Consider the following 18,916-nt stretch of genomic DNA (forward strand, 5'->3'; position numbering starts at 1 on the left):
CCCCAGCCGGGCAAGGGCCTGCTCGGACGGGCTGCCCGGCTCGGCCTGGAATACGACGAGTTTCTGGCTGGGAGCGCTGTCGACGGTGAACGTCTGGTAGCGCAGGGTCAGGCCTCCGACATCCGGATGGTGCACGTGTACGGCGTCGTTCGTGTCCGTCTATACATCGTGGTTGGCCCACATTCGACGAAAGTCCTCGCTTTCACGCGAGAGTTCCTCGACCAGTTCGAGCAGTGCCGGGCTGGGTCGGCTCCCGCCGCCGCGCGTAGATGGGCGACTCTGGACCTGGCCTGATCTTCCCAGTTCACCCACAACTCACGGATCCTGGGTTCCAGGAAGGTCAATCGCACGATGTTGTCGTTGTGCAGCAAATCTTCGTGGAAAGCCGTGGAGGTGCTGAGTGGCCTCGGTACCCAGTTGCAGAACCCGCGCCAGGGCGTCGAGGACTTGATCGGACGGGTTACGCTCCCGGCCCTGCTCAAGCCGCACGTAGTAGTCGCAGCTGACCCGGCCAGCAGCGCCACCTCCTCGCGGCGTAGGCCTGGCGTCATGCGGCGATCGCCCGCATGCCGGAGCCCTACCTGATCGATGGTCGTGAGCCGGCGCCGAGCGCGAAGGAACTCACCCAGACGGCTTCCCGTGGCCCCGATAATAGGAAACTGCAGGTCAAAGCCACGCAAAGTGTCGAACCTGGTTGGCTTCTCGCCGCTGAACCCGCTCCGGTGGATCGCACCGCCGCGGCATCGCCGGCCCGTCCGAACATGGCCCCGGTCGTTCAGTCGTGACCGGCGACGAGCGCCCTCAATCGGCTCAGGGCCCGCTCGGACGGACTGCCGGGCTCGGCGCGGCCGATCACGAGATTCTGGCCGGGGGAGCTATTGATCGCGAATGTCTCAAAGAGCAGGGTTATTTCACCGACCTCGTGGTGTCGGTAGCGAATCGACTCGTTTGTCCTGACCCGCACGTCATGTCGGTCCCATATCCGCCGAAAGTCCTCGCTTGTGCGCGATAGCTCATCGACGAGCGCGTGCAGGCGCCGGTCGCCGTATTCGGCCCCCGCCGCGGCTCGGATGTGGGCGACCCTGAATCGGGCCTCTCGTTCCCAGTCAAGGTAGAATTCGCGTGACGCGGGGTCGAGGAAGACCAGCCGTACCAGGTTGTCGTTGTACTTGAGCCCTCCGTGGAGGGCCGCGGCCAGCCGATTCCTGTACGGCACGTCCATGCAGGGATTTGTCGTAAAAACCACCAAATGGTGCAAATCTTCCCCGAGGTGTGCCACGGTCGGGTTGACCTGATCGATTGCCCCGCGCCTGCATGCCCGGGGGTGGGCAAGCTCGTGAAGGTATTCGGTGGCCTCCGGGCTGAGCTGGAGAACCTGAGCCAGGGCGTTGAGCACCTGAGCCGAGGGGTGGCGTTCCCTTCCCTGTTCCAGTCGGGTGTAGTAGTCGATGCTCAGGCCGGCGAGCACGGCGACCTCATCGCGGCGTAATCCGGGCGTCCGGCGGCGATCGTCGACGCGTGGGAGACCTACCTGCTCAATCGTCGTGAGGTGGCGTCGAGCGCGAAGGAACTCGCCCAGGGGATTGCGCATGGCAGACACAGTAGGAACCAAAGGGTCAAAAAATGGCAAACAGCGCGACGAAGCCTGAAAGCGGAGTGCGGCTGTCCCTCCGCGACGTCAGGCACGGCGTCGTCCGACGTCGACTCTCGAAGGGTGGCAATGCCACACCCAGGCGAATCGCACCCTGGCGCCCCTGAACCGCGTGCTCGACCATGAGTACACGGCATCGAGGTGATGCGTTGATCGGAGGGAGCCAGATGGACCTGTACGGCATCACAATCAGCCAGGAGGAGTTCCTCTTCCTCCTCATCGCGGTCCTGTTCTGGGCGGCCGTCATCGGCGGCGCGGGCGCCGCACTCCATGCGAAGGCTCGCGCCTGGAGGTCGAGGACTCCCGAGGAGGCCCTCTTCCAGAGGTTCACCGCCGGAAAGATCGACGATGACGAGTACCGGCACCGCCTTGAGGCGCTCCGCGCCGTGATGGGTTCGTAAAGGCGGCCCCGCCCCTGACCACAACACCCAACAGCCCGAACGCCCCGAGCGATCATCGCTCGGGGCGTTCGTGTCGTGCGTCCGATCCATGAGGATCGTTAGGGTGGTAAGCCGCCCCGCCCTGGAGAAGCCATCATGAGCACGCCTGAGCACATCACGACCTGGCGCGACGCTCGCTACGACATGCCCGTCGCCCAACAGCTGGAGCGCTACGACAAGTTGGCCGCCCGGGATGCGTCAGCTCGCGCCCGGGTCGAGCTGGTGGCCCGTGGGATCTATGACCCCGTCCGGCATGGAGCCGAGGACCGGCCTCCGCTCACCGTGGCGGAGCACATCGAGTTGCTGGCGCTCGCGGAGTGCATCGCGCGCACCGTCCGCCATCCCGCCAACATCCACCACGCGCTGCTGGCCGGGGTCACGTGGGCCGCCATCGCCCACGTCATGGACTCCGACGAAGCCACCGTCCGGCGGGACTACCAGCAATGGGCTGACGACCAGCATGACCTCAACCTGCAACACCCGCACCTCGGCATGACCGCCGACGAGTACGCCGCCGCGACCGCCAGAGTTCAACGACAGAGCTGATCTAAGCGAGCAGGACGCGCCTGGCGGAGCGGGACGAAGCCAGGCGCGGCGCGGGGTTTCACCGACGGCTGAGCCAGACCCGCGCGGCGAGGTTGCGGGCGGCGATGCCGAGCCGCGTCTTGGGGATGAGCAGCCCTGCGGCCCGGCCGATGTTGCGCTGCTTCGGGTCGACCAGGGTGCGGTGCTCGGTCTCGTAGCGGCGGAACGCCCCCGTGTGGTCGGCCGTCTGCGCGGCGAGCGCCTTGGCGAGGGTGTGGGCGCCGGCCATGGCGAGGCTGGAGCCGTCGCCGAACAGCGACACACACGACGCCGCGTCGCCGAGCAGCGCGATGCGGCCGTTCGCCCAGGTGGGCAGACGCACCTGGCTGACTGAGTCGAAGTAGAGATCCTCGGTCTTCTGGAGCCGCTCGAGCAGTTCCGGCACTCGCCAGCCGGCGCCCGCGTATGCCTTGGTGACGATCCGCTTGTGCTGCTCGGTGTCGCGGTGGTCGAAGCCGCTGATCGCCGGGCCGCGGAAGATGAAGGCGGCCAGGGCGTGGTCCCGTGACGGATGGATGGAGACCAGCCTGCCAGGGATGTTGTACATGAGCACGTCGTGCGGGTGATCGACCGGGTCGCCGAGGGGCATGGTCGCGACGTAGACGCCCATGTGCCGCACGAAGTCGGGCTCCGGGCCGAACGCCAGCCGCCGCACCGTGGAGTGGAGCCCGTCGGCGCCGACGACCAGGTCGAAGCGGCGCGGTGCGGCGCGGTCGAACGTGACGTCGACGCCGTGCTCGTCCTGCCGCAGCGTGACGATCGTGTCGTCGAACAGGAACTCCGCGTCGTCCCGGGCGGCCTCGTAGAGGGTGGCGGCCAGGTCGCCGCGCGGGAGTTCGACCTCTCGGGTTCCGGCGGCGCTGCGGGTGGCGGGCATGGCCACGCGGGTGATCTGCCGTCCGGAGGCGTCGACGACGCTCATCGTGGTCGCCTGGGTGGCGACATCGCGCAGGCGGGGCATGATGCCCATTTCTTCGGCCACGGGCAGGGCGGGGCCGCGAACGTCGACGGGGTTGCCGCTGGAGCGCAGGCCCTGCGACCGCTCCACGACGGTGGGCTGGAACCCGTGGCGGGCCAACCAGTAGGCCAGGGTGGGGCCGGCGACGCCGCCGCCGGAGATCAGCACGCTGCGAGGTGACATGCCCACACGATAACCGCACTCAATGCGGATTTGCAATGAGTGCTGATTCGCGTTGGATGCCTGTCTGCGTCGAGTGCCGTATGCTCGGTCGCGTGTCACTTCGCGACCGTAAGCGGGCCCGCACCCGCCAGACCCTCGTCGACGCCGCCACTGAGCTGTTCGAGCGCAACGGCTACGACGAGACGACCATCGCCGACATCGCCGCCGCGGCCGACATCGGCACGCGTACGTTCTTCAGCTACTTCGCCAGCAAGGAGGAGCTGCTGTTCCCGGAGAGCGATGCGCGGGTGCGGGCGGCGATCGAGGGCATCGAGTCGCGCGGTCCGGACGACGGACCGGCCGAGGTGCTCCTGCGCGCACTGCACAAGGTCGGCGATGACAACGACGACATGGCGAGCCGGCTCGCCGCGCTGCGGCTGCGGTTGGTGCGGACCGTGCCGGCGGTACGTGGGCGGATGCTGCAGATCCAGCTCGACGCGCAGCGGGAAATCGCCAGGAATCTGGCCGCGGCGTTCCCCGAGCGGCTCGACGAGGTGAGCGCGGCGGCGTTGACCGGCGCGTTCGTCGGCGCGGTCACGGGCGCTCTGCAGGTGCTGCTCGACGATCTCGACCAGCTCGGCGACCCGGCCGCGGTTCAGGTGGCCGTCCGCCGGGCGACGGACGTGGCGCTCACCCCGTGGTTGCGGGCGTCAGCGTGGACGGTCGATCACCCCCCGCGTGGTACGGCCTGAGCCGTACGAGCGGTTCTCGCCCGCCCGGCGTCGGGGGGCGGCGCCGAAGCGGCGCGGTCACCGGGGTGGCCGCGCCGCGGTCGCCAAGCTCAGGGCTTCCACTCACCGGCCACCTGGCGGGTGGCCACGTTGAGCCGGTTCCACACGTTCACCGCGGAGATAGCGATGAGGAGCGCGGCCAGCCCCTGCTCGTCGTAGTGCCGCCCGGCCTCGGCCCAGACCTCGTCGGACACCGCGTCCGAGCGGTCGGCGATCCGGGTGACCGCCTCGGTGAGCGCCAGCGCGGCCCGCTCCGCCTCCGTGAAGTAGGGCGCGTCCTGCCATGCGGCCACCGCGAAGATCCGCTCGTCGGTCTCGCTTGCCTTCTTGAGCTCGTTCGCATGAATCTCCACGCACACGCTGCAGCCGTTGATCTGGCTCGCCCGCAGGTGAACCATGGCCAGCGTGGTGGCTGGCACGCCGAGGTCGTCCGCGGAGGTGCCGTAGGCGTAGAGGCCCTTCATCGCCGCGGGAATGAGAACGGCCGGGTTGGTCATCCGTGCCTGCATAATCGCTCTCCCTGTCATATCGGTTGAATCTGGTTCGTCATCGCTATGACGGATGACAACGGAGGAACCTGACAGTGGATGAGCACGACTTTCTCGCCGAGCGGTTCGAGGCGCATCGCGATCACCTGCGTGCGGTGGCCTACCGGATGCTGGGTTCGCTGACCGAGGCGGATGACGCCGTCCAGGAGGCGTGGCTGCGGCTGGCCCGCTCCGACACCGGCGAGGTGGCGAACCTGAGCGGCTGGCTGACCACCGTGGTGAGCCGGGTCTGCCTGGACATGCTGCGCTCCCGTAAGTCCCGGCGCGAGGAGCCGCTCGACACGCACGTGCCGGACCCGATCGTGGCGTCCGCCGCCCCGGATCCGGCGGAGGAGGCGGTGCTCGCGGACTCGGTGGGGCTGGCGCTGCTCGTCGTGCTGGAGACGTTGACCCCGGCCGAGCGACTGGCGTTCGTGCTGCACGACATGTTCGGCGTGCCCTTCGACGAGATCGCCCCGATCGTCGGGCGCTCTCCGGCCACCGCCACCCAACTGGCCAGCCGGGCCCGCCGCCGTGTGCGGGGTGCCGCGCTGCCGGACGCCGGCCTGCCCGCGCAGCGCGAGGTGATCGACGCATTCATGGCAGCGGCGCACGCCGGCGACTTCGACGCCCTGGTCGCCGTGCTCGACCCGGACGTCGTGCTGCGGGTGGATTTCGGCATGGCGGGACCGTCGGGGCTGATGCGCGGCGCGGCGGTGGTGGCCAAGCAGGCGCTGCTGTTCTCCGAGGGTGCCCGGTTCGCCCGCCCCGTCGTCGTCAACGGCGCGGCCGGGCTGGTCGCGATGCCCGCTGGGCGACCGGTCACGGTGTTCAGCCCCACCGTCCGCGGCGGCAAGATCGTCGAGATCAACATCCTGGCCGACCCCGAGCGCATCGCCCAGCTCGACCTGTCCGGGCTCGAGTGAGGTTCAGTCCTTGTGCCCGTCGCCGCGCGCGTGGTCCGCGCCCGGCGTCGCCGACCAGGCCGCATGCCCCGGCGATCGGGGGGATCGTCGGGGCATGCGGCACTTTCACCTCAGCTGTGCACGGTCCTGCCGGCGCACCCACTCGAGCACCGTTTCCGCCACCTCCCGCCAGCCCCTGTCGAACACGAGTGAGTGCCCGCGCCCGGGAACGGGCCGATATTCGGTGTTGGTCCCCGGCCTGTAGAGAGCCGCGGCCTGACGTGCGACGATCTCCGGGACCGTATGGTCGCGTAGCCCGCCGAGGATCAGGAGCGGCCCGCGATCGCTGTCGTCGAGATCGACGAGCGTCGGTGGCGCCGGGTCCTTCTTCGCGGCCGTCAGATCGAACACGGGCCGTGAAGCCATCTCGACACCCCCTATCGCACTGACGCGGCGGCGCGCTCAACGATCGTCGTCACAGCGGCGGGGGTCTCGAGCATCGACAGGTGACCGGCCTTGACCGTTTCCACCCTTCCGTGCGCGCGTGTCGCCATGGCCTGCTGCTCGGCGGCGGGGATCACCTGGTCGGCGGTGCCGATCAAGAACCAACTGGGCAGCGTCTTCCACGCCGGCTGTCCGGACTTCTCCTGAACCGCACCGGCCGCGATCGGCGTCTCCGATGCCGCGAGCGCCCGGCCGACGGTGCTGGGAAGGCGACCGGCGAAGGCCTCGGCGAAGAGGGCGCGCTTGACGTAGAGGTCGGGGTCACCCTGCGGGCTGGACGGGTCCTGGACGGCGTCGAAGACCGACTCGATCGGCCCGGCGAGGGCCGAGCCCGGCTTCGCGGACGCGAGGTCCACCGCCGACTCTCCCGCGTCGGGCGCGAAGGCGTCGATGTAGACGAGCGCCTTCACCTGCGGTGTCTGGAGCGCGGAGTTGGTGATCACAGCACCGCCGTAAGAGTGCCCGACCAACACCACCGGCCCCGTGGTCGCCTGGTCGACGAAGGCGGCCACGGAGGCCGCGTCCGACGCGAGTCCGCGCAGCGGGTTCGGGGCGTTGAGCACGTTGTAGCCATCGTGCTGGAGCCGAGTCGTCACCGGCGCGAAACTCGACGCGTCCGCCCACGCCCCATGGACCAGGACGATGGTCGGCTTCGCGTGGCCGGTGTGCTTGGCCGTCGAGCCCGCGATGGCGGCCGACGAGGACGAGTGTGCCGGCGCGGGGGTGGCGGACGCGATCGCGGTGGGTGTGACGCCGAGAGCGAGGGCTGCGGCGCCGGCGGCGACGGCTCGCCGTCCCCACGTACGTTGACGGGCGTTCATGCGTGCTCCATTCAGGGGAGGTCGCTCGTCGAGCAACCGAGGAAGAAAGAACGGTCGTTCTGTCGCGAGAAGAAGCGAAGCAGCATGGAGACGTAAAGTCAAACGAGGGTGAGCCTCGGTTCAGTGAGAGAGAAAGAACGATCGGTCCGCGTGTTATGCTGGGACGATGAAGAGCAGCCGCGAGTCGCCGGCGTCGGGGCCGCGACAACACCTGTTGGAGACCGCGAGCCGACTGTTCTATCTGGAGGGCATCAACGCCGTCGGCGTCGATCGCATTTTGCAGCAGGCGGGCGTGACGCGCGCCACGCTCTACCGCCACTTCGCCGGTAAGGAGGCCCTCGTCGTCGCCTACCTCGAGCGGGAAGACGCCTTGATACGCCATCACCTCGAGGCCGCCGCCGACCGGGCGGTGTCGCCCGACCACATGCTTGAACTCGTGATCGAGGGCATCGCCGAGGATGCGTGGCGGCATCACACGCGGGGCTGTCCGTTCATCAACGCGACCGCCGAATTCCCCGATCCGGCAAACCCCGTCCGCCAGGTGGTCGGCCGGCACCGCGTATGGTTCCGCGAGGTCCTCGAGGAGTACCTGACGGCCGCCGGTCGGGAGGACTCCGCCATGAAGGCCGACACGCTCGTGATGCTGCGCGACGCGGTTCTCGTAGGAAGCTACCTCGACGACAGTGAGGCCAGCCGCCGCACCTTCCTGCGTACGGCACGCTGCGCCGCCGGTCTTCCCTAGCGCTGTGACCAGAAACGATCATCGGGCTGCAAAGCCCGCGGAAACGCGGCGTACCGGGGGCGTGAGCCTTTGAAGGCCTGCCGGCCGCGAGTTCCGCACGTGGCGACGCGCGGCCGGATGTCCGGCACCACCTGATTTGATCGTGGCGGTACCGACAGGCGATCATCGCGGGATGGCCGTTCCATCCTCCTTGCGCGAGTCATTGCATAGTCCGGTGTTCTGGGCGCGGTACACCTTCGCCCACGAGGACGGACCCGGAGCCGATCGGCTCGGCGACCTCGAAGAACTGCTCGGCGACGACCTCGACGACCTCGACGACGAAGAGGACCAGGATCCGGACGATACGGCGCTCGATGTGGAGTTCGACGTCGGCGGCGGCCACCGCGTACTGCTGACCGTCGACAGCCAGGCCGACTCCTACAGTCTGGGGATCGCCGCCCCGGACTCGGCCGACACCGCGGAGTTGGGCTGGGACGACCTGGCGCACTGGCACCCGTACGCGCTGCGCTGGGCCGAACTCGACCTGATCTGCCGGGCGGTCGCAGCCCTCGACCCACAGTCCCAGCACCCCGGGGCGCCGCTGGCGCTGCTCTGCCGGTTCGCCGCAGTCTTCGAGGACGACGACGTGGACGGCGCCCTCGCCGCCGTAGACGCTGCGTACGCCTCGCTACGCCCGCAACAGTGGGACGGCTACTGGCCGTGTGGCACCGACTGGCTCGAGCGTGCGGACTTCCGCGGTCAGAACGTGGTCTGGCAGCGCGACCAGGCCGGCAACCTGTGGGCCCGTCAGGAGGACGACCACGAGGCGGACTTCTACAGCACCCGCGTGGAACCGGCAGCCGGCACGGATGACTTTCCGCACACCCGGCTACAGGCCCTGCTGTCCGCCGCCGCTGCCACGCTGAAGACCAGCGCACCCTGATCAACACGATCGCCGGGTGCGGCCAGGCGGCGAAGCATGGAAAAACGGGCCTGCCGGAGGATGGACGGACAGCCCGGACCTGCCCGGGCCCGGCCCGGCTCGAATGATCCCGGGCCGGGCCGCGATTCTCCTGCCGATCAGCTGGTCAGGCCGGCGAACATGCCGGTCTCGTAGGAACCTCCCTTGTTGCGCACGATCACGCCGAGCCGGTTGGCCGCGTTGATCATGGCGACCAGGTAGACGAGCGCGGCGATCTGATCGTCGTCGTAGTGCTTGCGCACCTGGGCCCAGGTCTCGTCGGACACGCCGTGGTGCGCGTCGGCGAGTCGGGTGCCCTCCTCGGCGAGCGCCAGCGCGGCCTGCTCGGCCTCGGTGAACACGGTGGACTCGCGCCAGGCGGCGACCAGGTGGAGCCGGACGGCACTTTCGCCGCCGGCCGCGGCCTCCTTGGTGTGGAAGTCGACGCAGAATCCGCAGCCGTTGATCTGGCTGGCGCGCAGCATCACCAGTTCCTGAGTGGCCCTGGGCAGCGGTGACTGCTGGATCATCAGGCTGACGTTGGCGAACCGCTTGCCGATCTTGGCGCCGATCTCGTTGGTGATCAGGTTGAAACGGGGTTCCATGGCTTCGTCCTCGCTCGTGGAGCGGCATGCCGCGCGGATCGTCCGCGCGGCGTCTGACGACCAAGAGATGCCGGCGCCCCGATCCCTGTGACGCCGCGGCAGTGTGACGTGCGCCACCGATCGGGGGTGTCACAAAGCGGTGGGGACCGGCGTCTTGTGCGCGTGGCACAGTCGAGTGACAACAGGCAGGAGCCGGCTATGAGCGAGGGAACAACGGACGCGGCCGAGCCGCTCGCCGGTGGCGGCCACACGGACTCCGTCGCCGATGCCGCCGATGCCGCCGCGGCCGTCGAGGCCACCGGGGCGTTCGTCGCCCACCGGAACCTGCTGTTCACCGTCGCCTACGAGATGCTCGGCTCGGCCGCCGACGCCGAAGACGTCCTGCAGGAGACCTGGCTGCGGTGGACGGGCGTCGATCTCGATGCAGTGCGGGATCGGCGTGCCTACCTGGTCCGGATCACCACCCGGCAGGCGCTGAGCCGGCTGCGTACGCTTCGCCGGCGCAAGGAGTCCTACGTCGGTCCCTGGCTGCCCGAGCCGCTGCTGACCGCGCCCGATGTCGCCGAGGACGTCGAGTTGGCCGACAGCGTCTCGATGGCGATGCTGTTGGTGCTGGAGACGCTCGCGCCGACCGAGCGGGCGGTGTTCGTGCTGCGCGAGGTGTTCGACCTGGAGTACGACGAGATCGCGCAAGCCGTCGACAAGAGCCCGGCCGCGGTCCGTCAGATCGCCCACCGGGCACGGGCACACGTCGCCGCGCGCCGACCCCGCGGGGTTGTTTCTCCGGCAGAGACCCGCGACGCGCTCAAGGCGTTCCAGCGGGCGGTCGAAACCGGCGATCTGCAACGCCTGCTCGACCTGCTCGCCCCGGACGTCGTCTTCCTGGGCGACGGCGGCGGAGCCGTGCAGGCCGCGCCGGCGCCCATCGTGGGGGCCGACAAGGTGGCCCCCCTGGCCGCCGGACTGAGCAGGTTCGCCGCGGCGTCGCTGCAGCCGGCACAGGTCAATGGCTATCCGGCGCTGATTCTCCGGCTCAACGGCGAGGTGGACACCGTCATGGCGGTGCGCATCGACGACGGCCTCATCACCGGGCTCTACGCCGTGCGCAATCCCGCGAAACTGTCGCACATGGAGCGGGAGACCACCCTGCGCCGCTGAGTCCAAGCCGCCAGAGGGTGCTGACATGCGCTGAGTCTGCCTGAAAGGTCACACCGCTCGAAACCGCCCGGTGGTGCGGAACTCGTCGGCGCTGAGGCGATGAGTTTCCGCGATGCCGGCGGTCCTATCCACATGGCGGCCTCCGCGACCTCCTTCGCCCTCGGCGCGACGGTCACGCGTTCGGACATCCCTGTCCTGTGCGCCGAGCTCGCCGAGTTGGTGCGCGGCCGCGCCGGCGGTGTCGTGATCTGCGACGTCGCCGACGTGGCCCATCCCGACGTGGTGACGGTCGAGGCGCTGGCCCGGTTGCGCTTGACCGCGCGGCGGCATGGCTGGAGTTTGGCGGTCATCGGCGCCGGCCCGCACCTGCTCGAGCTTGTGCGCCTGCTCGGATTGACCGACGCGCTACTCCAGGCGGGCCGGCAGTCCGAACAACGGGAAGAGGCGGGTGGTGTCGAGGAAGTTGTTGACGGCCGCGATTCGCCCCATTGAGATCTCCAGCACCATCAGCGCCCACGGGTCGTGACCGGAGCCGCTGAGGCTGGGCCGATACTGCCCGAACGCCGGCATGCCGTTGGCCACCACTGGCACCAGGCGCGAGCCGCGGCAGCCGCTGCCCGTACCGGCCATCCAGGCGGCGATGTCGTCGTGGCCGCGCAGCCACAGGGGCAACGGCGGCATCGACAGCGTCGCGTCGTCATGCAGCAGCGTCGTCAGCGCCTCGAGGTCGTACGCCTCGAACGCCTTCACGTAACGCGCGAGCAGCGCCTTCTGCCCGTCGTCCAAAGGCTCGTGAACGTCGGCGGCGGTGTCGGCGGTGGCGATGGTGGCCCGGGCCCGTTGGAGGGCGCTGTTGACGCCGGCTACCGAGGTGTCGAGCAGGTCCGCCACCTCCTGAGCTGACCACGCCAGCACCTCCCGCAGGATCAGCACGGCCCGCTGCCGCGGCGGCAGGTGCTGTAGCGCCGCGACGAACGCCAGCCGGATCGACTCGCGTTCGGCGACCACGTCGGCCGGATCGGCGGCCTCAGGCAGCACCCGGCCGTCCGGCACCGGGCCCACCCAGATCTGGTCGGGACGCGGCTCTCCCGGGTCGGTGGCACGGCCGGACCCGGCCGGGCCGAGATCCATCGGCCGGACCCGCAGCTGAGCGCTGGAGAGCATGCTCAGGCAGACGTTCGTCGCGATCCGGTACAGCCAGGACCGCAGCGCTGAGCGTCCTTCGAACCGGTCGAAACCACGCCAGGCGCGCACCAAGGTGTCTTGTACAGCGTCTTCGGCCTCGAAGGCGGATCCCAGCATCCGGTAGCAGTAGCCCGTCAGCTCAGGCCGGTACGCCTCCAGCCGCGACTCGATCGGTGCATTGGTCGCCACATCGTCCACCCTGACGAACCTAGCGGGCGACTACGACTTTTCCGGGGGCGAAATGGCATCCTCCCCGACATCGGCTCGGGGTGGTCCACACCTGTCACCATGCCGGCGGCCGGACCGCACCAGGTGCTCATCACGTGGATGCCTGCGAGCGTGCGGAGAAGTCGCCCCGCCCTGGGCGATGAGTTTCCGAGGGCCGCCCGGTCTACAGACGCGTCAAGCAGAACGGGACATAAGCAAGGAGAAATCATGACCGCCACGGAATGGACCGCTGAGACCGCCGGCTCGGGCCGGTACGCCGAGGTCAACGGAGTCAACCTGTACTACGAGACATACGGAACGGGATCCCCGATGGTCCTGTTGCACGGCGGCCTCGGCTCGGGTGAGATGTTCGGGCCGATCATCCCCGCCCTGGCCGACCACCACCAGGTCATCCTCGTCGACCTGCAGGGGCACGGCCGGACCGCTGACGTCGACCGTCCGCTCGACATCCGGCTGATGGCCGACGACGTCGCCGCGCTCATCGACCATCTCGGCCTGCGGAAGCCGGCCGTGGTCGGCTACTCCCTCGGCGGCGGGGTGGCGCTCCTGGTCGCGATCAGGCACCCGGAGAAGGTGGGTCGCCTGGTCGCGGCTTCGGCACACGTCAGCCGCGACGCGATCTACCCGGAGATGCTCCAGCAGCAGGGCCAGGTGAGCGGGGCGGCCGCCGAGTTCATGAAGGACACCCCGATGTACGAGCTCTACCAGCGGGTGGCCCCCCACCCCGAGCACTTCCCGAAGCTGCTCGACAAGATCGGCGAGGCGATGGCGCAGGACTTCGACTTCTCCGAAGACGTGCGCGGCCTGCAGGTGCCGACGCTCGTGGTCGCCGCCGACGCCGACATGGCGCCGCCGAGCCACTACGTCGAGGTCTTCAAACTCCTCGACGGCGGCCTTCGCGACGGCGGCTGGCAGGGTGAGGCCCGGCCCAAGGGCGGTCACGCACTGGCGATCCTGCCCGGTCTCACGCACTACGACATCTTTCTGTCACCGCTCTTCGCGGCGGTCACCCTCGCCTTCCTCGACCAGGAGAGCTGATCCGGTCCACGCTGCCCGGCGGCCTTTCGAGTCGGCCGTCGGGCGGCTCGCCGTTCACCACTCGCCGCCGGGCGGCTCGCCGTCCACCGCTCGCTTCGCGGACCGAGGGCGCGTGGGTGGCGCTGGTCGAGGTCCCAGGTCTTACAAGATTGCACGATTTCCGGAAGCGGAACGTCCGCAATGTTGTCTACGGTGACGCCATGACCAACAGCGACACTCCGTGGGAACCGCCCCTTGCCGGCACCGAGGTCGAGCACCTCGTCGGGGCGCTCGACCGCCTGCGCACGACCTTTCTCTGGAAGGCCGACGGCCTCGACGCGGCCGGCCTGCAGGCCCGTATCGGCGCCTCCTCGCTGACCCTCGGTGGCCTGCTCAAGCATCTCGCCGCGGTGGAGGACTACACCTTCACCGTCAAGCTGAGCGGGGAGCCGATCGGCGCGCCGTGGGACGCCATCCACGATGGCAGTGACAACTGGGAGTTCATCTCCGCCGCCGACGACACCCCCGAACAGCTCTACGCGCTCTGGGACGGCGCCGTCGAACGCTCCCGCGCGAGGCTCGGCGCGGCCTTGGCCGACGGCGGGCTCGACCGGTTCGCCCACGTGTCCTCGTCCGACGGGCAGCATGCCAGCGTGCGCCGGCTCGTCTGTGACCTGATCGAGGAGTACGGCCGGCACACCGGGCACGCCGACCTGCTCCGCGAGGCGGTGGACGGACGGGTCGGCGAGGACCCTCCGGCTGGATGGCGACCGAGTATGAGCCGATCACGCCTGAGCAGCTGACCGGCGAACGAGGCGTCGGGGGACGCCTGGGAGCGCCCGGCTGTCAGGCGGTTGCATCGCGTCAAGACACCGTCATAATGATTTGACTGGTGTCGCCAATGGTGGGAGATCACAGTGATCATGAGGACCTGGCGCGGTTGGACGCGGGCTGAGGACGCCGACGCCTACGCGGCCTACCTGATGGAGACGGGCCACCCGGGTTACACCTCGACGCCGGGTAACCGAGGTGTCACCTTCACCCGCCGCGACGACGGCGACCGGGTGGAGTTCCTGCTGACCTCCCTGTGGGATTCCTGGGAGGCGGTCGGGGCCTTCGCCGGCCCCGATCCCGAGCGCGCCGTCTTCTATCCCCAGGACGACCGCTTCCTGGTCGACCGCGAGCTCACCGTCAACCACTACGAGGTCTTCGCCGTCGGGCAGTCGACGGTATGAGGGCGGTTCCGTCCGGAGATCCATCTCGAAATGCTCCGAATTACTTTTGCGCTAGATCTATCGCGCACATGACATACCAGTACGCATGCGTCTTTTTTGCGCGAAATTTTGCGGGAGAACAGTTGATATAGCCGACCGGCTCTCCGGATCCCGCATATCGATGATGCGGGGGATCGGCGCTCACCGTCCGAGAGCGACGCCTCCGTTTATCGATCGCGGGCGCGGGGACAGGTCCTATCGTAATCGCCCATTTCGGGCGAATCGGCGCATTCAGGAGGCCGACATGAATGGATACCTTCCGTATCGCGACTCCGGTCCGGCTCCCCGCATCGGGGGCGTGCGCGGCTGGCAGGCCGACATTCTTCGCGGCCAGTCATAGCTGAGTGAGCCGGGGTACTGCGGTCCGAACAGGCCGCAGTACCTCGACCTGTGTCAGGCGGGGCGACGCATTGGGGGAGTTCGTGGCGCGATTGTTCTACCCTGCCGCTCGGCGCGGCGATGTGGTGGAGGATCTGTTCGGATTCCTGGTTCCCGATCCCTATCGGTGGTTGGAAGACGGCGACGACGCGTCCGTGCGGGACTGGGCCGCGGCCCAGGATCGTCTCTTCCACGCGAATCGCAGCGGATGGCGTGAGAAGCAGTCGTGGGCGTCCTTGGTGGATCAAATGTCTTCGTTCGGCGTGTCGGAGCCTCCGCTCGTGCGTGGCTCGGTCATGTTCCTCGCCGAGCAGTTCCGTGGGGATGAGCAACTCCGGCTGCTCGTCGTCGACGCCGAAGGGAACAGGCGGGTGCTGGTCGATCCGGTGGAGATCGATCCGTCCGGACATACAGGGCTTTATGCCTGGTGGCCGTCACGCGACGGCGAACGTGTGGCCGTCCAGATGGAGGTCGCCGAGCAGCCCGGCAGCGAAATCATGGTGCTCGACGTGCGTACCGGCGAGGCGGTGGACGGGCCGTTGCCACGCGCCCGCAACACCTCGCTCGCCTGGCTGCCGGGAGGGGACGCGTTCTACTACGTCAGCCGCGTTCCGGATGAGGAACTGGCCCCCGGCGACATGCGTCTACACCGGCGGGTGAGGCTGCATCGGATCGGGTCACCCTGGCAGGCCGACGCGGTGGTGTTCGGCGGCGACGACGCCCCAGACCACTATTACGGGCTCACGGTCAGCGCCGACGGCCGTCATCTGGCGGTCACTGCGACGGTCGGGCCCGCCTCGGACAACGATGTGCACGTGGCCGAGCTCATCGATCCGGAAGCCCCGCATTTCGTCAAGATCGTGGACGGTCGCACCCTGGGCGCTCGTGTTCTCCCGCGCTTCCTCGCGGACGGCGATCTGCTGCTGGTCACCGATTACCAGGCTCCGTGCGGCCGCATCTGTACGGCACGCCGGCACGACACCGACCCGGCCGCATGGCGCACGCTGGTAGCCGAAGATCCCCAGGCCCCCCTGGACGAATGTCTGGTCCTGGACGACCCGGCGCTCGCACGGCCCCTCCTGCTGGTGGCACGCACCCGCCACGGAGCCTCCACCCTGACGCTGCACGACCTGGCCGACGGACGGTTGCTCACCGCGCTGCCCCTTCCCGGCGCGGGCGTCGTGTCATCCCTGCGGACGAACATCCCGAACGGACGTCACGCATGGTTCAGCTATTGCGACGCGACCACGCCCCCCACCATTTATCGCTACGACGCGGCCAGCGGAAAGACGGAACAGGAAGCCGGCGCCACAATGGCCGGAAATACTCCAGAAATTCGCAGCCACAGCGTTCGCTATGAAGCCGGTGACGGTACCGAGATCACGTTGTTCCTTTTCACCCCGGCTGAAGAACATGAGGGCCCCCGCCCCACCCTCCTGTACGGCTACGGCAGCTTCGGCATGCCGATGCGCCCATGGTTCTTCCCTCTGGCGGCCGCGTGGGTCGGCGCCGGAGGCACCTATGCGGTCGCCTGCGTACGCGGAGGCGGCGAAGAAGGCCAACATTGGCACGACGCCGGCCGCGGACCACACAAACACCGCGCGGTCAGCGATTTCAACGACGCCGCGACCTGGCTCATCGACACCGGCCGGACCACCCGCGAGCAACTGGCGATCTTCGGCCAATCCGCCGGCGGACTGCTGGTCACCGCCGCCGCCACACAGCGACCCGACCTGTACGCCGCGGTCGTCGCCGAAGCCCCCCTATGCGACATGGTGCGCTACGAACAATTCGGTCTGGGATGCACGTGGACGGACGAATTCGGTACGGCCTCGGAATCCGAACAACTCCAATGGCTACTCGCATACTCCCCTTATCACAACGTCGCGCCCGGAGCCTCTTATCCGGCATTCCTCTTCGCCGGCGCGGTGACCGATCTGCAGACCGGTGAGGCCCACGTCACCAAAATGTGCGCGGCCCTCCAACATGCCACCAGCAGTGACCGGCCGATCCTCATGCGTCGAGAACCCGACACCGCCCACGCCGCCTTTCCCGCGAGCAAAGAACGTGCTCTCAGCGTGGACATTCTGGCTTTCGCCGGAAAATACACCGGATTGTCACCGGAAGAGACGACCATGCGTCTTCAGGAGACCGCCGCGGAATCGCACTGAGAACGGTCTGGCCGGGACCACTGAAAATCGGCGATGAAGGGGGAGCGGTGGAGGCCGTAACCGCACCGAGCCCTTTTCGTCAAAGGAGGAAGGCCGCCGTGGCGCCGCTCGGCACCCGCCACAGGCCCTGATCTCCGGTCGCCCAGGCAAGCCCGGTAGGCCCGCTCTCCAGGTCAAGACGGCTCGGCGGGGCGTGGATCGGCGGCAACATCGACACCACGGCGGGAACGATCGTCGGTGAAGAGGCGCTCCAGGTGGCGACCATCCTGAAGGTCACCCAGAACGCCCTGATGGGGGTGGTGGCGATCGCGCTCACCGCGGGCTGGCGGCCGGTCGGTGTCTTCGCCGCCGCGACGGTGGTGAACGTGGTGCTGGCGCTGGGCCTGGCGGCGCTGCTGTTCGGCGGCTTCTCCGTCACGTAGCGGAGGAGGGAGGGGCCGGTACGGCGGACGCGGAGCCGTACCGGCCCTCTGTGCACCGTCCGGCCGGGGGGCGCGGGGGTCAGCGGTAGTACTCCTCGACGGGAATGCGTGCCTCGTCGAACAGGGCGGGGCCTTCGGCGGGGGCGTCGGTGAAGCCGGTGCCCGGCGGTTTGAGGGTGGCGAGCTGTTCGTTGGACAGGGCGTAGACGACACGGCCCAGGCCCGACCGTGCGATGGCGCCGGCGCACATGCCGCAGGGCTGGCAACTGGTGTACATGGTGGTGGCGGCCGCCGTGTCGGGATCGAGTTCGCGGGCCGCCCACCGGGCCAGTTTCAGCTCCGGATGGGCGGTGATGTCCCGTTCGGTGATGGATGTGTTGTGGTCCTCGGCCAGTACGGTGCCGTCCGGGCCGGCCAGGAGTGAGCCGAACGGCGGATTGCCGCCGGCTCGTGCCGTCGCGGCCAACTCGATGGCCCGGCGCAGGAGTGCCTCGTCTTCGCGCGTCATCTTCTCTCCTTCGGAGTGTGGTCACTGATCGAGTTCGCGGGCGGCTGTGTTGTGAGGTCCACGAGGGCGGCCACGGTGGCCAGTGCCCGCCAGGCGGGCTGCGGGCGGAGGGTCTCTGCTGGATCGTCGTAGAACGGATCGAGCACGACGGAGTCGGCGCCGAGCGCCCGCAACTCCCGCAGGTCGTCGAGGATCTGGTCGACGTCGCCCTCGCCGGCGAGCCGTCCGGGGCCGGTGACCGGCGCGTCGGTGAGCCGCAGCAGAATGCGGGGTTCGAAGGCCGGAACCGGCCGCCGCTGCTCGTGCGCGATGTCCTTCAGGCGTTCCAGCCTCTCGCGCAGCTTCGGCAGGGTGAGGCGCAGCGGGTGCCAGCCCTCGCCCAGGCGTACGGCTCGGCGCAGGGCGGCGTCGCTGCTGCCGCCGACCCAGATCGGGACGTGACCGGCACGATAGTCCTGTTCGTCCTCCCAGGCGGTGCGCACGGTGCGCAGGTACTGGTCGGTCAGCGCGCCGCGCTGGTCGAACGGGACTCCCAGGGCGGCGAACTCCTGTCGGGCCCAGCCCACACCCACGCCCAGGACCAGCCGTCCTGCGCTGAGCCTGTTGAGGTTGGCGGCCATGCGGGCGATGAGCAGGGGATCGCGGTACGGGACGATGAGCACCGAGGTGCCCAGCCGGATCCGCTGGGTGACGCCGGCCAGCCAGGCGAGGGTGGTGAAGGGTTCGTAGAACGGCGCCGGGTACTGTTCGGCGACGTCGGGTGTCACCGCGACGTGGTCGGAGATCATGAGCAGGTCGAAGCCGAGGCCCTCCACCGTCTGCGCCCACTGTCGCAGCATGCCGGGGTCGGTGCCGGGACCGAAGTTGGGAACATTGACGCCTATTCGCACCGATTAAGGCTATCCACCGTATTCACGGATCTTGAAGGGATTTCTCCGGGTTCT

Annotated in this window: 23 protein-coding genes and 1 pseudogene; 13 read left to right on the top strand and 11 right to left on the bottom strand. The window is 68.8% G+C overall.

All coding sequences use genetic code 11. The annotated features are described in order from the left end of the window. A pseudogene (locus Psi02_RS41125) lies at nucleotides 1–551 on the bottom strand (MmyB family transcriptional regulator); the annotation flags it as partial. 224 nt (nucleotides 552–775) lie between these two features. Further along, nucleotides 776–1,591, bottom strand: a complete 816-nt coding sequence (locus tag Psi02_RS26065) for a helix-turn-helix transcriptional regulator (RefSeq protein WP_203978283.1) — start codon at nucleotides 1,589–1,591, stop codon at nucleotides 776–778. Nucleotides 1,592–1,800: 209 nt separating this feature from the next. Between Psi02_RS26065 and Psi02_RS26070 the strand changes: the two genes are divergently transcribed. Together Psi02_RS26070 and Psi02_RS26075 are read left to right on the top strand one after the other, a co-directional pair. Next, a complete protein-coding gene (locus Psi02_RS26070; RefSeq protein WP_203978284.1) occupies nucleotides 1,801–2,052 on the top strand; it encodes an SHOCT domain-containing protein in 252 nt (83 codons plus the stop codon). Between the two features lie 135 nt (nucleotides 2,053–2,187). After that, complete coding sequence (locus Psi02_RS26075; protein ID WP_203978285.1) at nucleotides 2,188–2,637, top strand: hypothetical protein; 450 nt, start codon at nucleotides 2,188–2,190, stop codon at nucleotides 2,635–2,637. A 58-nt stretch (nucleotides 2,638–2,695) separates the two neighbouring features. On the opposite strand, the gene Psi02_RS26080 is transcribed toward Psi02_RS26075, so the two are convergent. Beyond that, nucleotides 2,696–3,817, bottom strand: coding sequence for an FAD-dependent monooxygenase (locus Psi02_RS26080; RefSeq protein WP_203978286.1), 1,122 nt, complete (start codon nucleotides 3,815–3,817; stop codon nucleotides 2,696–2,698). A gap of 92 nt (nucleotides 3,818–3,909) precedes the next feature. Here Psi02_RS26080 and Psi02_RS26085 point away from each other — a divergent pair, with 92 nt between their 5' ends. After that, nucleotides 3,910–4,548 carry a TetR/AcrR family transcriptional regulator gene (locus Psi02_RS26085; protein WP_239095162.1) on the top strand — a complete coding sequence of 213 codons (639 nt, stop codon included), beginning with the start codon at nucleotides 3,910–3,912 and terminating at the stop codon, nucleotides 4,546–4,548. 89 nt (nucleotides 4,549–4,637) lie between these two features. Here Psi02_RS26085 and Psi02_RS26090 read toward each other — a convergent pair whose 3' ends face one another. Further along, nucleotides 4,638–5,096, bottom strand: coding sequence for a carboxymuconolactone decarboxylase family protein (locus Psi02_RS26090; protein WP_203978287.1), 459 nt, complete (start codon nucleotides 5,094–5,096; stop codon nucleotides 4,638–4,640). A gap of 74 nt (nucleotides 5,097–5,170) precedes the next feature. Here Psi02_RS26090 and Psi02_RS26095 point away from each other — a divergent pair, with 74 nt between their 5' ends. After that, entirely contained in the window at nucleotides 5,171–6,040 is an 870-nt protein-coding gene (locus Psi02_RS26095; RefSeq protein WP_203978288.1) for a sigma-70 family RNA polymerase sigma factor, read from the top strand. Between the two features lie 105 nt (nucleotides 6,041–6,145). Here Psi02_RS26095 and Psi02_RS26100 read toward each other — a convergent pair whose 3' ends face one another. Together Psi02_RS26100 and Psi02_RS26105 are read right to left on the bottom strand one after the other, a co-directional pair. Further along, a complete protein-coding gene (locus tag Psi02_RS26100; RefSeq protein WP_203978289.1) occupies nucleotides 6,146–6,445 on the bottom strand; it encodes an alpha/beta hydrolase in 300 nt (99 codons plus the stop codon). A gap of 11 nt (nucleotides 6,446–6,456) precedes the next feature. After that, complete coding sequence (locus Psi02_RS26105) at nucleotides 6,457–7,344, bottom strand: alpha/beta fold hydrolase (RefSeq protein WP_203978290.1); 888 nt, start codon at nucleotides 7,342–7,344, stop codon at nucleotides 6,457–6,459. Nucleotides 7,345–7,510: 166 nt separating this feature from the next. On the opposite strand from Psi02_RS26105, the gene Psi02_RS26110 reads away from it, so the two are divergent. Together Psi02_RS26110 and Psi02_RS26115 are read left to right on the top strand one after the other, a co-directional pair. Next, nucleotides 7,511–8,086 (top strand): TetR/AcrR family transcriptional regulator, encoded by a 576-nt coding sequence (locus tag Psi02_RS26110; protein ID WP_203978291.1) that lies wholly within the window; start codon nucleotides 7,511–7,513, stop codon nucleotides 8,084–8,086. Nucleotides 8,087–8,300: 214 nt separating this feature from the next. Continuing rightward, nucleotides 8,301–9,008 (top strand): hypothetical protein, encoded by a 708-nt coding sequence (locus tag Psi02_RS26115; protein WP_203978292.1) that lies wholly within the window; start codon nucleotides 8,301–8,303, stop codon nucleotides 9,006–9,008. Between the two features lie 137 nt (nucleotides 9,009–9,145). Here the strand turns inward: Psi02_RS26115 and Psi02_RS26120 are convergent, their stop codons facing one another. Beyond that, nucleotides 9,146–9,631 (bottom strand): carboxymuconolactone decarboxylase family protein, encoded by a 486-nt coding sequence (locus Psi02_RS26120; RefSeq protein ID WP_203978293.1) that lies wholly within the window; start codon nucleotides 9,629–9,631, stop codon nucleotides 9,146–9,148. 198 nt (nucleotides 9,632–9,829) lie between these two features. Between Psi02_RS26120 and Psi02_RS26125 the strand changes: the two genes are divergently transcribed. Both Psi02_RS26125 and Psi02_RS26130 read left to right on the top strand, forming a co-directional pair. Continuing rightward, nucleotides 9,830–10,789 carry an RNA polymerase sigma-70 factor gene (locus tag Psi02_RS26125; protein WP_203978294.1) on the top strand — a complete coding sequence of 320 codons (960 nt, stop codon included), beginning with the start codon at nucleotides 9,830–9,832 and terminating at the stop codon, nucleotides 10,787–10,789. A gap of 99 nt (nucleotides 10,790–10,888) precedes the next feature. Next, nucleotides 10,889–11,281: an STAS domain-containing protein gene (locus Psi02_RS26130; RefSeq protein WP_203978295.1), complete on the top strand. Its 393-nt coding sequence runs from the start codon at nucleotides 10,889–10,891 to the stop codon at nucleotides 11,279–11,281. On the opposite strand, the gene Psi02_RS26135 is transcribed toward Psi02_RS26130, so the two are convergent. Continuing rightward, a complete protein-coding gene (locus Psi02_RS26135; RefSeq protein WP_239095163.1) occupies nucleotides 11,195–12,163 on the bottom strand; it encodes a sigma-70 family RNA polymerase sigma factor in 969 nt (322 codons plus the stop codon). The genes Psi02_RS26130 and Psi02_RS26135 overlap by 87 nt on opposite strands. Nucleotides 12,164–12,409: 246 nt before the next feature. On the opposite strand from Psi02_RS26135, the gene Psi02_RS26140 reads away from it, so the two are divergent. The 4 genes from Psi02_RS26140 (at nucleotide 12,410) to Psi02_RS26155 (ending at nucleotide 17,042) form a co-directional block, all read left to right on the top strand. After that, complete coding sequence (locus Psi02_RS26140) at nucleotides 12,410–13,240, top strand: alpha/beta fold hydrolase (RefSeq protein ID WP_203978296.1); 831 nt, start codon at nucleotides 12,410–12,412, stop codon at nucleotides 13,238–13,240. Nucleotides 13,241–13,440: 200 nt separating this feature from the next. After that, nucleotides 13,441–14,022 (top strand): mycothiol transferase, encoded by a 582-nt coding sequence (locus tag Psi02_RS26145; protein WP_203978297.1) that lies wholly within the window; start codon nucleotides 13,441–13,443, stop codon nucleotides 14,020–14,022. Between the two features lie 120 nt (nucleotides 14,023–14,142). Then, nucleotides 14,143–14,454: a hypothetical protein gene (locus tag Psi02_RS26150; protein WP_203978298.1), complete on the top strand. Its 312-nt coding sequence runs from the start codon at nucleotides 14,143–14,145 to the stop codon at nucleotides 14,452–14,454. A 461-nt stretch (nucleotides 14,455–14,915) separates the two neighbouring features. Further along, the gene (locus Psi02_RS26155) at nucleotides 14,916–17,042 is read left to right on the top strand and encodes a prolyl oligopeptidase family serine peptidase (RefSeq protein WP_203978299.1); all 2,127 of its coding nucleotides are present in this window, start codon (nucleotides 14,916–14,918) and stop codon (nucleotides 17,040–17,042) included. A gap of 79 nt (nucleotides 17,043–17,121) precedes the next feature. Here the strand turns inward: Psi02_RS26155 and Psi02_RS26160 are convergent, their stop codons facing one another. Further along, nucleotides 17,122–17,307 (bottom strand): hypothetical protein, encoded by a 186-nt coding sequence (locus tag Psi02_RS26160; RefSeq protein WP_203978300.1) that lies wholly within the window; start codon nucleotides 17,305–17,307, stop codon nucleotides 17,122–17,124. Here Psi02_RS26160 and Psi02_RS26165 point away from each other — a divergent pair. Then, a complete protein-coding gene (locus Psi02_RS26165) occupies nucleotides 17,297–17,464 on the top strand; it encodes a hypothetical protein (protein WP_239095164.1) in 168 nt (55 codons plus the stop codon). The two genes, Psi02_RS26160 and Psi02_RS26165, sit on opposite strands and share 11 nt — an antisense overlap. 79 nt (nucleotides 17,465–17,543) lie before the next feature. Here Psi02_RS26165 and Psi02_RS26170 read toward each other — a convergent pair whose 3' ends face one another. Continuing rightward, the gene (locus Psi02_RS26170; protein WP_203978301.1) at nucleotides 17,544–17,972 is read right to left on the bottom strand and encodes a nucleoside deaminase; all 429 of its coding nucleotides are present in this window, start codon (nucleotides 17,970–17,972) and stop codon (nucleotides 17,544–17,546) included. After that, the gene (locus Psi02_RS26175) at nucleotides 17,969–18,862 is read right to left on the bottom strand and encodes an LLM class flavin-dependent oxidoreductase (RefSeq protein WP_203978302.1); all 894 of its coding nucleotides are present in this window, start codon (nucleotides 18,860–18,862) and stop codon (nucleotides 17,969–17,971) included. Before Psi02_RS26175 ends, Psi02_RS26170 begins: the two co-directional genes overlap by 4 nt. Nucleotides 18,863–18,916: the final 54 nt, after the last annotated feature.

Source organism: Planotetraspora silvatica (genome assembly GCF_016863315.1).
Lineage (GTDB): Bacteria > Actinomycetota > Actinomycetes > Streptosporangiales > Streptosporangiaceae > Planotetraspora > Planotetraspora silvatica.

Excerpts from the sequence above, each read along its gene's own strand:
- Psi02_RS26065 (WP_203978283.1), bottom strand. The coding sequence starts at position 1,591 with ATGCGCAATCCCCTGGGCGAGTTCCTTCGCGCTCGACGCCACCTCACG.
- Psi02_RS26075 (WP_203978285.1), top strand. The coding sequence starts at position 2,188 with ATGAGCACGCCTGAGCACATCACGACCTGGCGCGACGCTCGCTACGAC.
- Psi02_RS26080 (WP_203978286.1), bottom strand. The coding sequence starts at position 3,817 with ATGTCACCTCGCAGCGTGCTGATCTCCGGCGGCGGCGTCGCCGGCCCC.
- Psi02_RS26090 (WP_203978287.1), bottom strand. The coding sequence starts at position 5,096 with ATGCAGGCACGGATGACCAACCCGGCCGTTCTCATTCCCGCGGCGATG.
- Psi02_RS26100 (WP_203978289.1), bottom strand. The coding sequence starts at position 6,445 with ATGGCTTCACGGCCCGTGTTCGATCTGACGGCCGCGAAGAAGGACCCG.
- Psi02_RS26105 (WP_203978290.1), bottom strand. The coding sequence starts at position 7,344 with ATGAACGCCCGTCAACGTACGTGGGGACGGCGAGCCGTCGCCGCCGGC.
- Psi02_RS26110 (WP_203978291.1), top strand. The coding sequence starts at position 7,511 with ATGAAGAGCAGCCGCGAGTCGCCGGCGTCGGGGCCGCGACAACACCTG.
- Psi02_RS26120 (WP_203978293.1), bottom strand. The coding sequence starts at position 9,631 with ATGGAACCCCGTTTCAACCTGATCACCAACGAGATCGGCGCCAAGATC.
- Psi02_RS26125 (WP_203978294.1), top strand. The coding sequence starts at position 9,830 with ATGAGCGAGGGAACAACGGACGCGGCCGAGCCGCTCGCCGGTGGCGGC.
- Psi02_RS26130 (WP_203978295.1), top strand. The coding sequence starts at position 10,889 with ATGAGTTTCCGCGATGCCGGCGGTCCTATCCACATGGCGGCCTCCGCG.
- Psi02_RS26140 (WP_203978296.1), top strand. The coding sequence starts at position 12,410 with ATGACCGCCACGGAATGGACCGCTGAGACCGCCGGCTCGGGCCGGTAC.
- Psi02_RS26145 (WP_203978297.1), top strand. The coding sequence starts at position 13,441 with ATGACCAACAGCGACACTCCGTGGGAACCGCCCCTTGCCGGCACCGAG.
- Psi02_RS26150 (WP_203978298.1), top strand. The coding sequence starts at position 14,143 with ATGAGGACCTGGCGCGGTTGGACGCGGGCTGAGGACGCCGACGCCTAC.
- Psi02_RS26160 (WP_203978300.1), bottom strand. The coding sequence starts at position 17,307 with ATGGTCGCCACCTGGAGCGCCTCTTCACCGACGATCGTTCCCGCCGTG.
- Psi02_RS26170 (WP_203978301.1), bottom strand. The coding sequence starts at position 17,972 with ATGACGCGCGAAGACGAGGCACTCCTGCGCCGGGCCATCGAGTTGGCC.